Genomic DNA, 15780 nt, shown 5'->3' with positions numbered 1-15780 from the left:
TCGCGGTAGCAGCCCAATGGTTGAGGCCGGGCTGGCGCCAGTCCCCCAGCCACCAGCCGCCGTCGGCCGGGGGCTGCGGCGACGGTCTCCTCACCTGACGGTTATCGCGATCGGCGTTGGAACACTCCCACAGATATTGACGGATGTCATTTCCGCCGGACAGAATCACGACACCTCATGCTCCCCTGGGAGGTGCCATGACCCGTCCCCGCCTGCCGTTCCTCCGAGCGACCGCCCGGGTGGCCGCAATCGCCACCACCGTCGGTGCGCTGCTCGCCTTCACCCAGCCCGCCAGCGCCGCCGTCCCCGCCGGGCGCTACGTCGCGCTGGGCGACTCGTACACCGCCGGTCCGCTCATTCCCGCGCAGGTCGACCTGAACTGCCTGCGCTCCAACCGCAATTACCCGTCCCTCGTCGCCGCGTCCGCCGGCTCCTCGTCGTTCGCCGACGTGAGCTGCTCCGGGGCCACCACCAACGACATCCTCAACAGCGGCAGCGGTCAGCTGGGCATCGCCACACCGCCGCAGCTCACTGCGGTCACCGCCAGCACAGCACTGGTCACCGTACAGATCGGCGGCAACGACATCGGCTTCTCCAGCATCCTCAGCGACTGCGCGCAGGCCAGCCTGAGCAACCCGCTCGGATCGCCGTGCAAGAACAGGTACACCGCCGGAGGCACCGACCAACTGCAGACCAGGATCAACGCCACCGCCCCGAAGGTGACCACCGTGCTCCAGGCGGTCCACGCGGCCGCCCCGAACGCCAGGATCGTAGTGATCGGCTACCCGGCGATCCTGCCGGACAGCGGCAACGGCTGCTGGCCCTCGGTCCCGATCGCCTACCAGGACGTGCCGTACCTACGCGCCGTGGAGAAGTCGCTGAACGCGATGCTCGCCACCACCGCGGCCGCCAACAATGCCACCTACGCCGACGTGTACACCCCATCGATCGGCCGCGACGCGTGCAAGAGCAGCGGCACCCGTTGGGTGGAAGGGCTGATCCCGCAGAACTCGGCCGCCCCGTTCCACCCGAACGCCGCCGGCGAGCAGGGCATGGCCACCGTCGTACTGACCAAGCTGAACAGCTGACCGTTCAGCACACCAATCAGGACTGGCCCCGTCGCGTCGTGGCGGGGCCAGTCCCGTGGAACAGCCGGCTTCCGACTCCCCACCGCGCGAGGCCAGGCCCGCCACCCGGGTGGCTTTGAACATCAACCGACCAGCGTCTTGACTGCGGCAGCCAGCTCAGCCAGGCCCTTCTTGGCGTCGGCGAAGTACATGCCGGTCCTCGGGTCGCTGTACAGCTCGTTGTCGATACCCGCGTACCCGTGCCCCATCGACCGCTTGACGACGATGACGCTCCTGGCCTGGTCGACGTCGAGGATCGGCATGCCGGAGACCGGGTTGCCGGGCCGACGGGCGGCCGGGTTGACGACGTCGTTGGCGCCGATCACCAGCGCCACGTCGGCGCGGGCGAGCTCGCGATTGGCTTCCTCCATCTCCTTGAGCTGCGAGTACGGCACGTTCGCCTCGGCCAGCAGCACATTCATGTGGCCCGGCATGCGGCCGGCGACGGGGTGGATCGCGTACGCGACCTTGATGCCGCGGGTCTGCAGCAGGTCCGCCAGTTCCCGGACCTCGTGCTGGGCCTGCGCGGCGGCGAGCCCGTACCCGGGGACGATGACGACGTGGCTGGCGTACGCGAGCTGGATCGCCGCGTCGTCGGCGGAGATCGCGCGGACCTGCCCGCCCGCCCCCGCGTCGACCGTGGGCCCGTCGCCGGTGCCGAAGCCGCCCACGATGATGTTGGCAATGGACCGGTTCATCGCGTCGGCCATCAGCTTGGTGAGGATGCCGCCGGAGGCGCCGACCAGCGCTCCGGCGATGATCAGGACACTGTTGCCGATGATGAACCCGGCCATCGCGACGGCGGTGCCCGTGAACGCGTTGAGCAGCGAGATGACGACGGGCATGTCCGCGCCGCCGATCGGCAGCACCATGGTCACGCCGAAGGCGAGCGCGGCGAGCGCGAGCACCACGAGCACCGTGACGTCGGCCGCGCCGGTGGCGAGGTATCCGCCGGCGCCGATCATCACGACGGCGAGGGCGGCGGTGACCACCCGCGCGCCGGGGAAGATCAACGGTTGCCCGGAAATGATGCCCTGCAGCTTGCCGGAGGCGATCAGGGACCCGGTCAGGGTCACCGCGCCGATGATGATGTCGAGGACGGTCGGGACGGTGATCCGTGCGGGCAGGTCCGCACCGGCCGCGGCGGCGCCGGTGAAGTCGTGTACCGCGATCAGGGCGGCGGCGCCGCCTCCGACGGCGTTGAAGAGGCTGACCAGCTGTGGCATGGCGGTCATGCCGACGGTGCGGGCGAAGTACCAGCCGGCGAGCGCGCCGACCGAGCTGCCGCTGAGCAGCACGGTCCAGCCGGTGACCGAGACCATGCCCGAGTCGATCACCAGCACCAGGGTGGCGATGACCGCGGTGGCCATGCCGGCGGCGGAGACGGTGTTGCCGCGCCGCGCCGTGCGGGGCGCGTTCATCAGGTGCAGCCCGACGATGAAGCAGGCAGCGGCAGCCAGGTAGGCCAGTCGGATGACGGTGTCGAGGGTGCTCATCGTTCCTCCTCGCCGGGCTGCGTGCGGGCCGGGGCGCGGAACATGGCGAGCATGCGGTTGGTGACCACGTAGCCGCCGACCACGTTCATCGCGGCAAATGCCGCGGCGACGAAGCCCAGCGCGTACCCGAGCAGGTTGTCGGCGGTGACCGCGATCAGCATCGCGCCGACGAGGACGATGCCGTGGATCGCGTTGGCGGCCGACATCAACGGTGTGTGCAGGGTCGCCGGCACCTTGCTGATCACTTCGAAGCCGACGAACAGGCTCAGCAGGAAGATGCTCAGGTCGGCCAGAAGCTCGGCGGTCATGACGGGGTCCTCTCCAGCAGGCGGGCGACGCCGGGGTGGACGACCGCGCCGCCGTGGGTGATGAGCACACCGGCTTGGATCTCGTCGCCGCCGTCGATCGCCAGCGCACCCTCGTGCACCAGGTGCAGCAGCAGCGCGGTGATGTTGCGGCTGTAGGCGGTGGACGCGGCGGTGGGCATGGTGGCCGGCAGGTTGTCCGTGCCGATGACGCTCACCCCGTTTCCGGTGACGACGGTCCGGCCGGGCTCGGAGCCGGCGACGTTGCCGCCGAACGGGCTCGCCGCGAGGTCGACGACCACGGAGCCGGGCTTCAGCGCCTTCAGCGCGTCGGCGGTCACCAGCAACGGCGGTCGCCGACCGGGCACCTGCGCGGTGGTGATGACGACGTCGTGGCGGCCGATCCGCTCGGCCAGCTCCCGCTGCTGCGCCAGCTGTTCGTCATCGGTCAGGGCGCGGGCGTACCCGCCCTCGCCGCGCGCGTCGGCAACCGACGTCAGCTCGACGAAGGTCGCGCCCAGCGACTCCACCTCACCGCGGGCGGCGGGACGCACGTCGTAGGCGTGCACCACCGCCCCGAGCCGGCGTGCCGTGCCGATCGCCTGCAATCCCGCCACGCCGGCACCGAGGATGAGCACCTCGGCCGGCCGCGCGGTCCCGGCGGCCGTGATCAACAGCGGGAGGAACCGTTGGTACGCGTTGGCCGCGACCAGCACCGCCTTGTAGCCGGCGATGTTCGCCTGCGAGGTGAGCGCGTCCATCGCCTGGGCGCGCGAGAGCGTGCGCGGGACGCCGTCCAGGCTGATCATCGTCACGCCATGGGCGGCCAGGTCGGCGGCGTATTCGGGCTGGCGCAACGGTGCGAACATGCCCACGACGGCCTGGCCGGTGCGCAGCCGCTCCGGCGGGACGAGGCCGATCGACAGCACCACCTCGGCACGGTCGTACAACTCAGCGGTGGCGACGAGCTCCGCCCCGGCCTCGGCGTAGGCGGCGTTGTCGAACCAAGCCGCGGCACCGGCGTCGGATTCCACCAGCACCGTCAGGCCCGACGCCACCAGCCGGCCGACCCCGTCGGGGGTCAGCGCCACCCGATGCTCGCCGGGCTCGTGCTCCCTGCGTACCGCCACCGTCAGCGGATTCATGCCACCGTCTCCTCACCGCCGGGCCTGCTCGGGCACCATCTCCATGGCGCCCGCCGGACACTCCGCGACGCACAGGCCGCAGCCCTTGCAGTAGTCGTAGTCGATCTCGAAGCCGAGGCCCGGCCCGAGCTTGCGGATCGCGTTGTCCGGGCAGACGCCGTAACAGTTGTCGCACTCGAAGCAGTTGCCGCACGACAGGCAGCGGCGGGCCTCGAACAACGCGGTCGACTCGTCCAGCCCGCCGATCACCTCGTCGAAGGTCGACACTCGCCGGGCCGCGGCCAGCCGGGGCGTGACGGCGGCGGGGGCGTCGGCGTAGTACCAGGTGTTGAGCCGGTCGAAGGTGGCCGGCGCGGAGGACGGCACTGGCGGGGTCGGGCGCCCTCGCAGGTACGCGTCGATGGCGGATGCGGCACGCCGGCCCTGACCGATCGCGTTCGTCACGGTCTGCTCGGCCTTGATGATGTCGCCGCCGGCGAAGACGCCGGGACGGCCCGTCATCAGGTCGGGTCCGACGCGGACCCGGCCACCGTCCAGCTCGACGCCGTCGACGCCGCGGAGCAGCGACAGGTCGGCCTCCTGCCCGACCGCAAGCACGACCGCGTCCGCGGGCAGGTCCTCGTACTCGCCGGTGGGCTGCGGGAATCCGTTGTCGTCCAGGCGCATCTTCTCCACCCGGACCCGTTCGCCGTCGATCTGCGTGAGCGTCGACAGCCAGCGAACCGTGATGCCTTCCTCGCGGGCCTGGTTCAGGTCCACCTCGTGGGCGGGCATCCGGTCACGGGTGCGGCGGTAGACGACGACGGCGTCGGTGGCGCCGATCCGGCGGGCCGAGCGGGCGGCGTCCATGGCGGTGTTGCCGCCGCCGTACACGACGACCCGGCGGCCGAGCTGGGGCGCTTGCCCGCCGGCCACGTCGTGCAGCATCGTGACGGCGTCGAGCACCCGGGCACCGTCGCCCGCCGGGATGTCGATCCGCCGGCCGAGCTGCGCGCCGACCGCGACGAACACCGCGTCGAAGCCGGCGGCCTCGGCCCGGAGGTCGGTCACGGTGTGGCGCAGGTCCAACCGCACGCCGAGCTCGACGATGCGGGCGATCTCGGCGTCGAGGATGTCGCGGGGCAGCCGGTAGGCGGGGATGCCGTAGCGCATCATCCCGCCCGGCTCCTCACCGGAGTCGCGCACGGTCACGTCGTGACCGAGCAGCCGCAGGTGGTAGGCGGCGGACAGTCCCGCCGGCCCAGCCCCGATAATCAGCACCCGGTGCCCGGTCGGCGGTACGTCGCCGGTGACCGTCCAGCCCCGCCGGATCGCCTCGTCGCCGAGGAACCGTTCCACCGCGTTGATGCCGACCGGCTCATCGAGCTGGCCGCGATTGCAGGCACTCTCACAGGGGTGGTAGCAGACCCGACCGATGATCGCCGGGAACGGGTTGACGGTCATGATCTCCCGCCAGGCCGCCTCGTAGCCGCGTTCCTCGGCCCGGTACAGCCAGCGCTGCGGGTCCTCCCCCGCCGGGCAGCCGTCCGCGCACGGCGGCCGGCGGGCCACGTACTCCGGGCGTTCCACCCGCCAGCTGCCGGTGTGGTTGGCCAGGCTCGACCCGACGCCGAGCGTGATCGCGAACGGCAGGTCCGTCATGACCGCACCTCCGGGTGATCGAGCAGTCCGTAGCGCTGGATGTTGTCCTCGGCGATGGCGGAGATCGCGTCGAGCACGTCGTCGCGCCGGATCGGCTCGAAGAGATGCCGGTAGCGGGTCTGGAGCCGCAGGTACTCCTCCACGGGTGCACGGTGGCGGATGCGGCGCACGCCGGTCACCGAGCCGTGCTCGGCCTCGAAGACCGGGAAGAGGCCGCTCTCGGTGGCCAGTCGGGCCACCCGGACGGTGTCGCACGACGCCGTGCCCCAGCCCAACGGGCACGGCACCAGGACGTGCAGGTAGCGCGCGCCGCGCACGCTCATCGCGTGCGCCACCTTGGCCTCCAGGTCGCGCAGATCGGCGATGCTGGCCGTCGCCACGTACGGAATGCGGTGGGCCATCGCGATCGCGGGCAGGTCTTTGCCCTGGCCGAACCGGTTGCCACGCTGGTCGGCGACGGCGGGGGTGGTCGCGGTGCGCGCGGCCGGTGGGGTGGCCCCGGAACGCTGCACGCCGGTGTTCATGTACGCCTCGTTGTCGTAGCAAACGAAGAGCACGTCGTCGTTGCGTTCGAACATCCCCGACAGGCAGCCCAGTCCGATGTCGACGGTGCCGCCGTCGCCGGCCTGGCCGAGGATCCGGACGTCGTCGCGGCCCTGAGCACGCAGCGCGGCCGCCGCACCGGCGGCGACCGCCGGGGCGTTGCCGAACAGCGAATGCAGCCAGGGCACCCGCCAGGACGTCTCCGGGTACGGGCTGGAGAACACCTCCAGGCAGCCGGTCGCGTTCACCACGACGAGCTTGCCGCCGGTGGCCCGCATCGCGGCGTCCAGCACGTACCGGGCGCCGAGCGCCTCGCCGCAGCCCTGGCAGGCCCGGTGCCCCGACGTGAGCGCGTTGGCCCGGTCCGGGTTGGCCTGGCCCGAACGCATCGCGGGGTCCAGCAGCCGGTTGCCGACGGCGAATGTGCCTACCTGGTAAAAGAGCGTGGGTTGCCCGCTCATCGCGCGCCTCCTCGCAGATCGTGCAGGACGTTCTCGGCGGTCGGCCCGGACCGGCGGGTGGCCGCCGCGCGGGTCAGCTCCCGGTCGACCACTTCCCGGTTCAGGTCCAGGAAGGTCAGGGGTTCGAGCCGGCCGGCCACGGCGTCGAGCAGCATGCCGCGCAGCGACGCGGAGGTGACCGGGCGGCCGCCGAGCCCGGCCACCACGGTGTGGCAGGCGGTGCCGGGCCGGGCGGCGCGGACGTCGGCGGTGACGATCCCGCCGACGCCGGTCGCGAACGCGCGTTCCAGCACCACGACCTTGCGGGCGCCGGCCAGCGCGGTCGCCACGGCCTCGAACGGGAACGGCCGGAACGCGGTGACGCCGAGGACGCCGACCGGTACGCGCTCGTCGCGCAGCTCGTCGACGGTGTCCTTGAGGGTGCCCAGAACGGAGCCGAGCGCCACCACGACCGTCTCCGCGTCGTCGCACCGGTACGGGCTGACGGCGCCGACCTGCCGACCGGTCACGGCCGCCAGCTCTCCCGCCAGGTGCGGCAGCCGGTCGAGCAACTCCACCTGCCGCACGTGCGCCAGGTAGCGCACCTCGGTGAACGCCTCGGGGCCGACCATGGCGCCGATGGACACCGGATCGGCCGGATCGAGGACCTGACGCGGCTGGTACGGCGGCAGGAACGCGTCAACGTCGGCCTGGTCGGGCAGGTCGACGGCCTCGACGGCGTGGGTGAGCACGAACCCGTCCATGCACACCATCACCGGCAGCGACAGTTCCTCGGCCAACCGGAAGGCCAGCAGGTGCAGGTCGACCGCCTCCTGGTTGCTCTCCGCGTAGAGCTGCACCCAACCCGAGTCGCGCTGGCTCATCGCGTCGCTGTGGTCGTTCCAGATGTTGATGGGAGCACCGATCGCCCGGTTGGCCACCGTCATCACGATCGGCAGTCCGAGGCCGGCGGCGTTGTAGAGCGCCTCGGCCATGAACAGCAGGCCCTGGCTGGCCGTCGCGGTGTAGGCACGTCCGCCGGCCGCGGAGGCCCCGATCGCCAGTGACATCGCGCCGAACTCGCTCTCGGCGTTGATGAACTCGCACGGCTTGAGCACGCCTGCCGCCACCCGTGCGCTGAGCGCCTCGACGATGTGGGTCTGCGGCGAGATCGGGTAGGCGGGGATCACCCGCGGCCGGCACAGTGCGACGGCCTTGGCGACCGCCCGGGAGCCCTCGATCTGTCTACGCATCCTGCCGCTCCTCACACTCGGCCCGGACGAGGTCGTACGCGGCCTGTGCCGCCGCGACGTTGGCGGCGGCGAGCGGCGCCGGGAACCGCTGCCGGATCGCGGTGAGCACCGACGCCAACCGAACCTGCCGGGTGAGGGCGGCGAACCCGCCGAGCAGCGCCGCGTTGGGCACCGGCCGGCCGATGTGGCGTAGGGCGAGATCCGTGGCGGCGACCGTGACGGTGTTCGGACGCGGTTCCAGTCCGAGCTGATCCACTGGGCCAACCCAGTTGACCAGAACAAAACCGCCCGGACGCAGTCCGGCCAGGACGTCCACGTGCGGCAGCAGCGTGGGATCCTGCACGATCACGCAGTCGGGGGTGGCGATCGGGTCGTGGGTGCGGATCGGGCGTGTGTCGACGCGGCAGAAGGCCGTCACCGGCGCGCCGGTCCGCTCCGAGCCGAAGCTGGGAATTGCCTGCGCGTGCCGCCCCTCCGCGAAGGCGGCGACCGACAGCAGTTCGGCGGCGGTCACCACACCCTGCCCGCCGCGTCCCTGAATTCGTACGCCGAACACCTGGCCACCTCTCCTGCGCCTTGGGAGATGTCTTTACGGCCAAGCTTCGTCGCATCGGACCGTCAGATCAGGGGCCGAAAGACTCCCCTGACCGGGACCAAAGCCGGTCCCGACGAATCCGGTCGTCGGCGCGGCGGGGTCGTGAAGACGCCCACCGGCGGGCTCTGCGCCGGGCGCGGGTATCCCATCTTGGCGATGGTGGGTCTCGCGATCCATGGACCGCCGTCCCAGTTCCCTGCTGCCCGAGGGTTGTCCCCTCTTCGCCGGTGGGCGTCTGAGTCCAGATTCGCCGCTTCGCGGACCGGCTCCCAGGGCGTTTGGTCCCATTCGGGGGAGACCTTCGTCCCGAACCAGTTCGCCGCGACCGGACCGAGGGAGATCGAGGGCGGCGCAGGCCCAACTCTGCGCTGTCAGCCCGCGCCGCCGTGGGACAGGTCCCTGGACCTTCGGCCCTACCCGGGGCCAGTCAGGTCGCGGATCTTGGTGTGGTGACTCGGCGCGTCGGGGCCGGGGAGAGGACGGTAGACGCCATGCGAGTGGTGACCGAGGCCGAGCTCGGTAGGGCGTTGGGCAAGATCGCGGGCGCGCCCCGGGTGGTGGCCGGCGGTAACTACGCCGCGCCGCTGTCGGCGCTGCGGATACTTGACCGCGCGCTGGCGGAATACCGCCTGTTCATGCTCAACGCGCAGCCCGGCATTCCCGACCGCGACGGCGTCGCATACGAGACCGCGTTCATCGGGCCGGCCATGCGGGCTCACCCGCGGTTGGCGTACTTCCCGTGCCGGCTCTCGCTCGTGCCCTACCTGTTGCGGGACCGGTTGCCGCCCGACATCGTGGTGGTGCACACCTCCCGGCCGTTCAACGGAGCCGTGAGCCTCGGCGTCGAGGTGAACATCCTGCCGGCGGCGATCGAGGCGGCCCGGGCGCGCGGCGGTCTGGTGATCGCGCAGGCCAACGCGGCCATGCCGGTGACCTACGGCGATGCGGTCGTCGACCTGGACGCGATCGACTATCTCATCGAGGTCGACGAGCCGCTGGTCGAACACCATCCCAACCCGATCGACGGGGTCTACGCGGGGATCGGCGAGCGGGTCGCGGGACTCGTCCCGCAGCGGGCGACGCTGCAGTTGGGCATCGGCGCGATCCCGGACGCGACGCTGCACGCGCTGGCGGACCGCCGCGGCCTCCGGATCTGGTCGGAGATGTTCAGCGACGGCGTCCTGGCGTTGGAGAAGGACGGGTGCCTCGATGTGGACACGCCGGTCACCGCCTCCTTCTGCTTCGGCTCCGCGGAGCTCTACGACTGGATCGACCGTAATCCTCGGGTACGGATGCTGCGCACCGAGAGGACGAACGATCCGCGCGCCATCGCGGCGCACCCGAATCTGATGTCGGTCAACAGCGCCCTGCAGGTGGATCTGTTCGCGCAGGCCAACGCGAGCCGGGTCGGCACGCGCGTGCACTCGGGCTTCGGCGGGCAGACCGACTTCATCGTCGGGGCCATGCACTCCCCGGGCGGGCACGCGATCATCGCGCTACGGTCGTGGCACCCGAAGGCCAACGTGTCCTCGGTGGTTCCACTCCTGTCGGGGCCGGTCACGTCGTTCCAGCACAGCTACATCGTCACGGAGCAGGGCGTCGCCGAGATCTGGGGCCGCGACGCGTTGGGCCAGGCCCAGCAGATCCTCGACCATGCCGCGCACCCGGCCGCCCGGGACGGGCTGCGCGGGGCCGGACGGGAGCTGGGCCTGACGCTGCGGTGACGACAGCTGCCCAGGAACGCGGTGGCCGGGTCCGCCCGGCCCCCGGAAGGTCAGACGTCCAGGCGGAGCCGGCCACCGCCGAGGTCCACGCGGGCGGCGTACGTTAATCTGAACTGCGATGTACGACTAGAGCACCTCGTGGCGGGAGTAGGGAACGTGGCGACGCCGTCGGAGGGTGGACGCAGCTCGGCTCCACGAGCGCAGCGCGCGGACGCCCGCCGCAATGTCGAGGCCATCCTCGACGCGGCCGTGGCCTGCCTTGCCCGCGACCCCGAGGTGAGCGTGGTGGAGGTCGCCGCGGCCGCGGGCGTCGGGCGGGTCACCCTCTACGGTCATTTCAAGACCCGCGCCGATCTGATCGACGCCGCCCTCGTACGCACCATCCAGCGGGCCGACCGGATCCTCGACGCCACCGACACGACCGGCGATCCCGTCGAGGCGCTCACCCGCCTGGTGGCGTCCTCGTGGCAGATCGTGGACCAGTTCCGCAACATTCTGCTGGCCGCGCAGCGGGAGCTCCCCGCCGAACGCATCCGCGGGATACACGACCGCATCCTCGGTCGCGTCCGGTCCGTTGTCGAACGGGGGCAGCGCACCGGAGCGTTCCGCACGGACCTGCCGAAGCATTGGCTGCTCACGACCGTGTTCAGTCTCATGCACGCCGCGGCCGAGGACGCCGCCGCCGGCCGCGTCAAGGTCGACCAGGTCCCGGACCTCATCGCGGCCACGCTGCTCGCCGCCTTCACTCCACCCGGAGCGAAGGTCCGCGCTCGATAGTTGACGGGCCGGGCTGTCACGACGGCTGGCCCACTCGTACCGCGCTGACGAGCCAGTACGCGCCCCGCAGCCGGACTCCGTCAGGTTGCTCGAACGGCCGGAGCGCGGCCGTGACCGCTCGCAGCGCCCGGGTTTCGATCGCACCGTCGGCATCGCGCAGGTGATACCGGACCGGGCCGGTGCCCAGGTGCATTTCCGCGGCCCTGTTCGCGTCCGGCCCGAACAGCATCGGCACCTCCACGGGAGCCACGGTGATGTGCGCGAAGCCCGCTCGGCCGAGAACGTCGCGTATCCGGTCGGCGTCGGTCAGGGAGAACATGCCGGGCGCGTACGGGTCGGCCGTGTTGGGCTCGGGTGTCCGGCCGAGCAGCGGCGACGTGAGGACGGTGAACCACTCCTGGTGGGCCATTTCCCGCAGGCAGACGAAGGCCAACCGGCCACCGGGCCGCAAGGCGCTCGCGACGTTGGCCAGCGCGGCGACCGGGTCGATGAAGAAGGTCATCCCGCCGCGGCTGATGGCCACGTCGAACTCACCTCGGGGGAACGGGTACACCTGAGCGTCGCCCTGGTCGAAGCGCACGTTGGCGACGCCTTCCGTCGCCGCGATGGCCCGGGCGCACGCCACCATCGGCCCGGACAGGTCGACCCCCAGCGCGTGTCCGCGTGAGGCCAGGCCGGCGGCCAGCCGGGTGGTCTGCCCGTTGCCGCAGGCGATGTCGAGAACGCGATCCGCCGAGTCGATGGTCGCGGCGCCGAACAACGGGACGTTGAGCTCACCGGCCACCGCGTCCCAGTGCTCCGGATGGTCGGCCCAGTACTGGCCCTCGTATCCGTTCCAGGCTTGGGCCTGCTCGGTGTTGGCGATGTTGTCCAAAGGAGCCTCCCCTGGTGTGCCCCGTCGGACTTTGCCGTTGGGCGCGGGTTGCGTCCGCGCCGGCTCGTCACCGACCTCGGGGCTAATTTGAACTGCGGTGTACGAGTTCCGACGATACACCAACCCGAACACGGCTGTCTTACTTGCATCCGGCCGTGCCTCAACTCACCCGGCGGTTGACTCCAACGCCCGGGACTGACGTCGACCGGCGGCTCCGCCTATTTCGCCGGGGTTCATCGCCTGCTCTTGATGCCGTCATCGGTGTTTCCGAGTTGATCTTTTTGATCGAGCGTGGGCCGCGCTACCTCCGTTTCGTCTCCTGAGAGGCTCCTATGAGGTTGATGATCTTGAAGCATCGGTGTACGAGGCCACTGCTGGTGGCGTTCGCTGCGGCGACCACGCTGGCCGCCTTGCCGACCCCCGCATACGCGGACGCAGGTCAGCCTGCGGTCGCGGGTCAGCCCGCGCCGGTCACCGGCGGAATCCCCCTGATCAACACGGTCGAGAAGCTCGGCCCGGGGATCAGCCTGCAGCACGTGAAGGCGCTGGACGAGAAGGGTTGGTATGACGCGCAGTTCCTGACCGTGGACCTGTCCAACAGCGCGGTCAGCACCGACCTGCTGACCTCCGGACCGGTCGCGTCCGCCGGGCCGCTCAGCGCCGCCGCCAACAAAGCCGGCGCCGTCGCGGGCGTCAACGGCGAGTTCTTCGACATCGGCAACTCCAACGCGGCGCTCGGTGGCGAGATCCAGAACGGCCAGCTCCGCAAGACCGCCGACGTCGGCGGCCGCCCGCACGTCGGCGTCAGCAAGGACGGCATCGCCCAGCTCGTGGACCTCACGGTCGACGCGACCGCCTACTTCGCGGGCGCGGACCACAAGGTTCTGTCGATCAACGCCGCGAACGGCGGCGGGGTCCCCGCGGGTGGCCTCATCGCGTTCACGTCCGCGTGGGGCACGTACAGCCGCAACCGAGGCCTGACGGGCGTGGCCAACGACCAGATCGCCGAGGTCCTGGTCGAGAACGGCTCGGTCGTGTCGGTCACGCCGAATGGTCCCGCCGGCTCGGGGAGCATCCCGGACGAAGGCTTCGTGCTCGTAGGGCGCGGCGCCGCGGCGGCCGCGATCCGCGCGCTGCAGCCCGGCGACCCGGTGAAGCTCAGCTACGCGCTCACCGACGACGTCGCCAAGACGATGAAGTTCGCGCTGGGCGACGGCGGCACCATCGTCTCCGGCGGGCAGGTCGTCCCCGGCCTCACCACGTCGATCGCCCCGCGCACCGCGCTCGGTTTCAAGGACGGCGGTCACACGCTCGTGCTCGCCACCTGGGACGGCCCGGGCGGCACCGGCAAGGGCGGCGTCGGGATCGACAGGGAGGCGCGTGACCTCGCCGCGATGGGCGTGCAGACCGCGGTCAACCTCGACGGCGGCGGTTCGACCACGATGGTCGCCCGCGCGCTCGGAGACGACAACGCGACCGTCCGCAACGTCCCGTCCGACGGCGCCGAGCGCAACGACCCGAACGGCGTGGGCGTGTTCGTCGCGAAGGGCGACGGCAAGCTGCACCAGCTCCTCATCAAACCCGCGCCGGGTGCGGCGTCGGCCGATGGCGGCGTGAAGGTCTTCCCGGGTCAGCACCGTGCGCTCGTCGCGGAGGGCATCGACGACCACCAGACGCCGGTGACGGTCGACCCGACGTCCGTGCGGTGGTCCGGATCCGGAGCCTCCGTCACGGCCGGTGTACTCGCGGCACCGGACAAGCAGCGTGACCCGATCAACGTCAAGGCGCAGCTGCCCAACGGCCACGTGGCGCACGAGAAGGTCACGGTCCTCGGCCCGGTCACCAGCGTCGAGCTGTCGTCCAAGCGCCTGTCGATCGCCGACGCGACGCCCGCCGCCGCGGTCACCATCTCCGTGACCGGCCGCGACGACCAGGGTTACACGGCCCCGATCGATCCGCGGGACCTTTCGCTCGCCTACGACCACAGCGTCATCGACATCCAGCCCGCCAACGGCAAGCTGAAGATCACCCCGCTCACCAACGCGGGCACGATCCTCACCGTCTCGGTCGCCGGCAGGTCGGTCCAGCTCCCGATCACGATCGGCGTTCAGACCAGGACGGTGTACGACTTCGACGACGACGTGCTCGGCCGCTGGGGCAACAACAGCACCGCGGCGACGAAGTTCTCGGTGGACCCCGACGGCCTGCGGATCGACTTCGACGCGATGCGCAACGTGGGCATCGCGGCAAAGTCTGCGGCCCAGCGCGTCCAGGTGCCCGGCCAGCCGCTGAGCCTGCGGATGCGGATCAAGTCGAGCATCAACGTGCCGAGCGGTCTGACCTACGTGGGCTACTACGACGCGACCGGCAAGGGCAACGGGGTGTACGGCACCGCCCTCACCGCGAGCAATGACTGGCAGTACGCGACGTTCACGCTGCCGGCCAACACGGCGTACCCGATCTCGATCTCAAGCTTCCAGGGCATCAACACAAACGTCGCCCAGCAGAAGGCGGGCACGTTCGTCCTGGACCGCATCGAGGCTGACGTCCCGACGTCCATCGACCTGCCCGCCCAGCCCGACCCGCAGCCCGACCCCCTCGTCTCCGACGACGGCTCGCTGCTCCAGGGTCCCAGCACGTGGCAGTTCGCCACGCTGTCCGACGTGCAGTTCACCGCCGACAACCCGGCGCTGTCCCAGGTCGCCACGGCCGCCATCAAGCGGATCCGCACGACCGAGCCGGACCTGATCGTCCTCAACGGCGACATCACCGACCGTGGCCTGCCGCAGGACCTGACGCTTGCCCGCCAGGTGCTCACCGACGCCGGGTGCGACCTCGTCCCGGTCGGCCAGGAGCCGGCCAAGGACAGCACCCCGGACCCGACCGGCTCGGTCCCCTGCTACTACGTGCCGGGCAACCACGAGTCCTACGGCCTCAACAACGTCCAGTCCGACCTCACGAACTTCACCAGGGAGTTCGGCCGGCCGTACCGGACGTTCGACCACAAGGGCACCCGGTTCATCCTGCTTGCCAGCGCCCTCGGGTCGCTGCGCGGGACGGCGTGGGACCAGCTCCCGATGATGCAGAAGGCGCTCGACGACGCCACGAACGACAAGTCGGTGCAGAACGTCCTGGTGTTCGCCCACCACCCGGTGGATGACCCCGACGAGGCGAAGTCCAGCCAGCTCGGCGACCGCGACGAGGTCGCGCTCATCGAGAAGCTGCTCACCGACTTCCGTGGCGCCACGGGCAAGGGCGCCGCGATGGTCGGATCCCACGCCCAGATCGCCAACGTCCACCGCGTCGAGGGCGTCCCGTACACGGTGCTGCCGTCGTCCGGCAAGAACCCGTACGGCACGCCGGACCGCGGCGGTTTCACCGGGTGGGTGCACTGGTCTGTCGACTCGCTGCGCAACGCGAACCAGCAGTGGCTCGAGGCCGACGTGCGCGCCTTCGCGCAGTCCATCACGCTCAACACTCCGGACTCGCTCGAGGTGAGCACGACGGCGCAGCTCTCGGGCAGTATCGTGCAGCCCGAAGGCGTGTCGACGGGTACGCGCGTGGTGCCGCTGCGGTACCCGATGTCGGTCGACTGGAGCGGCTCGTCCACCCTGGCGATCGGCAGCGGGAAGGCGGCCATCGACGCAGCCCGCCGCGAAGGCAGGGTCGCGATCCTCGACCCGCAGACCCGGACGCTCACCGCGCTGCGCCCAGGCTCGGTGACCGTATCGGTGACGAACGACTCGATGCGCGCCTACACCGACGACGGCTCGCTCGCGCCGATCACGACCTCGAAGACCATCCAGGTCGTGCCGTTCGGCGACGGCATGAAGTGACTGCCCAGCGAAACCGTACGACAC

Annotated in this window: 12 protein-coding genes; 4 read left to right on the top strand and 8 right to left on the bottom strand. The window is 71.0% G+C overall.

Annotated features, from left to right (window positions below):
- Window positions 1–197 precede the first annotated feature (197 nt).
- A complete protein-coding gene (locus tag ACIRG9_RS21180) occupies window positions 198–1088 on the top strand; it encodes an SGNH/GDSL hydrolase family protein (protein WP_402858343.1) in 891 nt (296 codons plus the stop codon).
- 122 nt (window positions 1089–1210) lie between these two features.
- Here ACIRG9_RS21180 and ACIRG9_RS21175 read toward each other — a convergent pair whose 3' ends face one another.
- From ACIRG9_RS21175 to ACIRG9_RS21145, 7 genes are read right to left on the bottom strand one after another with little or no spacing between them, the layout of a single operon-like run.
- Window positions 1211–2623, bottom strand: coding sequence for an NAD(P)(+) transhydrogenase (Re/Si-specific) subunit beta (locus ACIRG9_RS21175; protein ID WP_402858340.1), 1413 nt, complete (start codon window positions 2621–2623; stop codon window positions 1211–1213).
- Window positions 2620–2931: an NAD(P) transhydrogenase subunit alpha gene (locus ACIRG9_RS21170; protein WP_402858337.1), complete on the bottom strand. Its 312-nt coding sequence runs from the start codon at window positions 2929–2931 to the stop codon at window positions 2620–2622. Before ACIRG9_RS21170 ends, ACIRG9_RS21175 begins: the two co-directional genes overlap by 4 nt.
- The gene (locus tag ACIRG9_RS21165; protein ID WP_402858332.1) at window positions 2928–4073 is read right to left on the bottom strand and encodes an NAD(P) transhydrogenase subunit alpha; all 1146 of its coding nucleotides are present in this window, start codon (window positions 4071–4073) and stop codon (window positions 2928–2930) included. Before ACIRG9_RS21165 ends, ACIRG9_RS21170 begins: the two co-directional genes overlap by 4 nt.
- 12 nt (window positions 4074–4085) lie before the next feature.
- Window positions 4086–5714, bottom strand: coding sequence for an NAD(P)-binding protein (locus ACIRG9_RS21160; protein WP_402858329.1), 1629 nt, complete (start codon window positions 5712–5714; stop codon window positions 4086–4088).
- Complete coding sequence (locus ACIRG9_RS21155) at window positions 5711–6718, bottom strand: thiamine pyrophosphate-dependent enzyme (RefSeq protein WP_402858326.1); 1008 nt, start codon at window positions 6716–6718, stop codon at window positions 5711–5713. Before ACIRG9_RS21155 ends, ACIRG9_RS21160 begins: the two co-directional genes overlap by 4 nt.
- The gene (gene porA / locus ACIRG9_RS21150) at window positions 6715–7950 is read right to left on the bottom strand and encodes a pyruvate ferredoxin oxidoreductase (protein WP_402858323.1); all 1236 of its coding nucleotides are present in this window, start codon (window positions 7948–7950) and stop codon (window positions 6715–6717) included. The genes ACIRG9_RS21155 and porA overlap by 4 nt, the downstream gene beginning before the upstream one ends.
- Window positions 7943–8506: a 2-oxoacid:acceptor oxidoreductase family protein gene (locus ACIRG9_RS21145; protein WP_402858320.1), complete on the bottom strand. Its 564-nt coding sequence runs from the start codon at window positions 8504–8506 to the stop codon at window positions 7943–7945. Before ACIRG9_RS21145 ends, porA begins: the two co-directional genes overlap by 8 nt.
- Before the next feature lie 530 nt (window positions 8507–9036).
- Between ACIRG9_RS21145 and ACIRG9_RS21140 the strand changes: the two genes are divergently transcribed.
- Together ACIRG9_RS21140 and ACIRG9_RS21135 are read left to right on the top strand one after the other, a co-directional pair.
- Window positions 9037–10269 carry an acetyl-CoA hydrolase/transferase family protein gene (locus tag ACIRG9_RS21140; protein WP_402858317.1) on the top strand — a complete coding sequence of 411 codons (1233 nt, stop codon included), beginning with the start codon at window positions 9037–9039 and terminating at the stop codon, window positions 10267–10269.
- Between the two features lie 156 nt (window positions 10270–10425).
- The gene (locus ACIRG9_RS21135; RefSeq protein WP_402858314.1) at window positions 10426–11046 is read left to right on the top strand and encodes a TetR/AcrR family transcriptional regulator; all 621 of its coding nucleotides are present in this window, start codon (window positions 10426–10428) and stop codon (window positions 11044–11046) included.
- Between the two features lie 16 nt (window positions 11047–11062).
- Here the strand turns inward: ACIRG9_RS21135 and ACIRG9_RS21130 are convergent, their stop codons facing one another.
- A complete protein-coding gene (locus tag ACIRG9_RS21130) occupies window positions 11063–11920 on the bottom strand; it encodes a class I SAM-dependent methyltransferase (protein ID WP_402858311.1) in 858 nt (285 codons plus the stop codon).
- Between the two features lie 347 nt (window positions 11921–12267).
- Here ACIRG9_RS21130 and ACIRG9_RS21125 point away from each other — a divergent pair, with 347 nt between their 5' ends.
- Window positions 12268–15756 carry a phosphodiester glycosidase family protein gene (locus tag ACIRG9_RS21125; RefSeq protein ID WP_402858308.1) on the top strand — a complete coding sequence of 1163 codons (3489 nt, stop codon included), beginning with the start codon at window positions 12268–12270 and terminating at the stop codon, window positions 15754–15756.
- Window positions 15757–15780: the final 24 nt, after the last annotated feature.

The organism is Micromonospora sp. NPDC093277 (assembly GCF_044765245.1).
Lineage (GTDB): Bacteria > Actinomycetota > Actinomycetes > Mycobacteriales > Micromonosporaceae > Micromonospora.
Note: the sequence above shows the minus strand (reverse complement) of the source record. Positions and strands in the feature narration are given on the sequence as shown.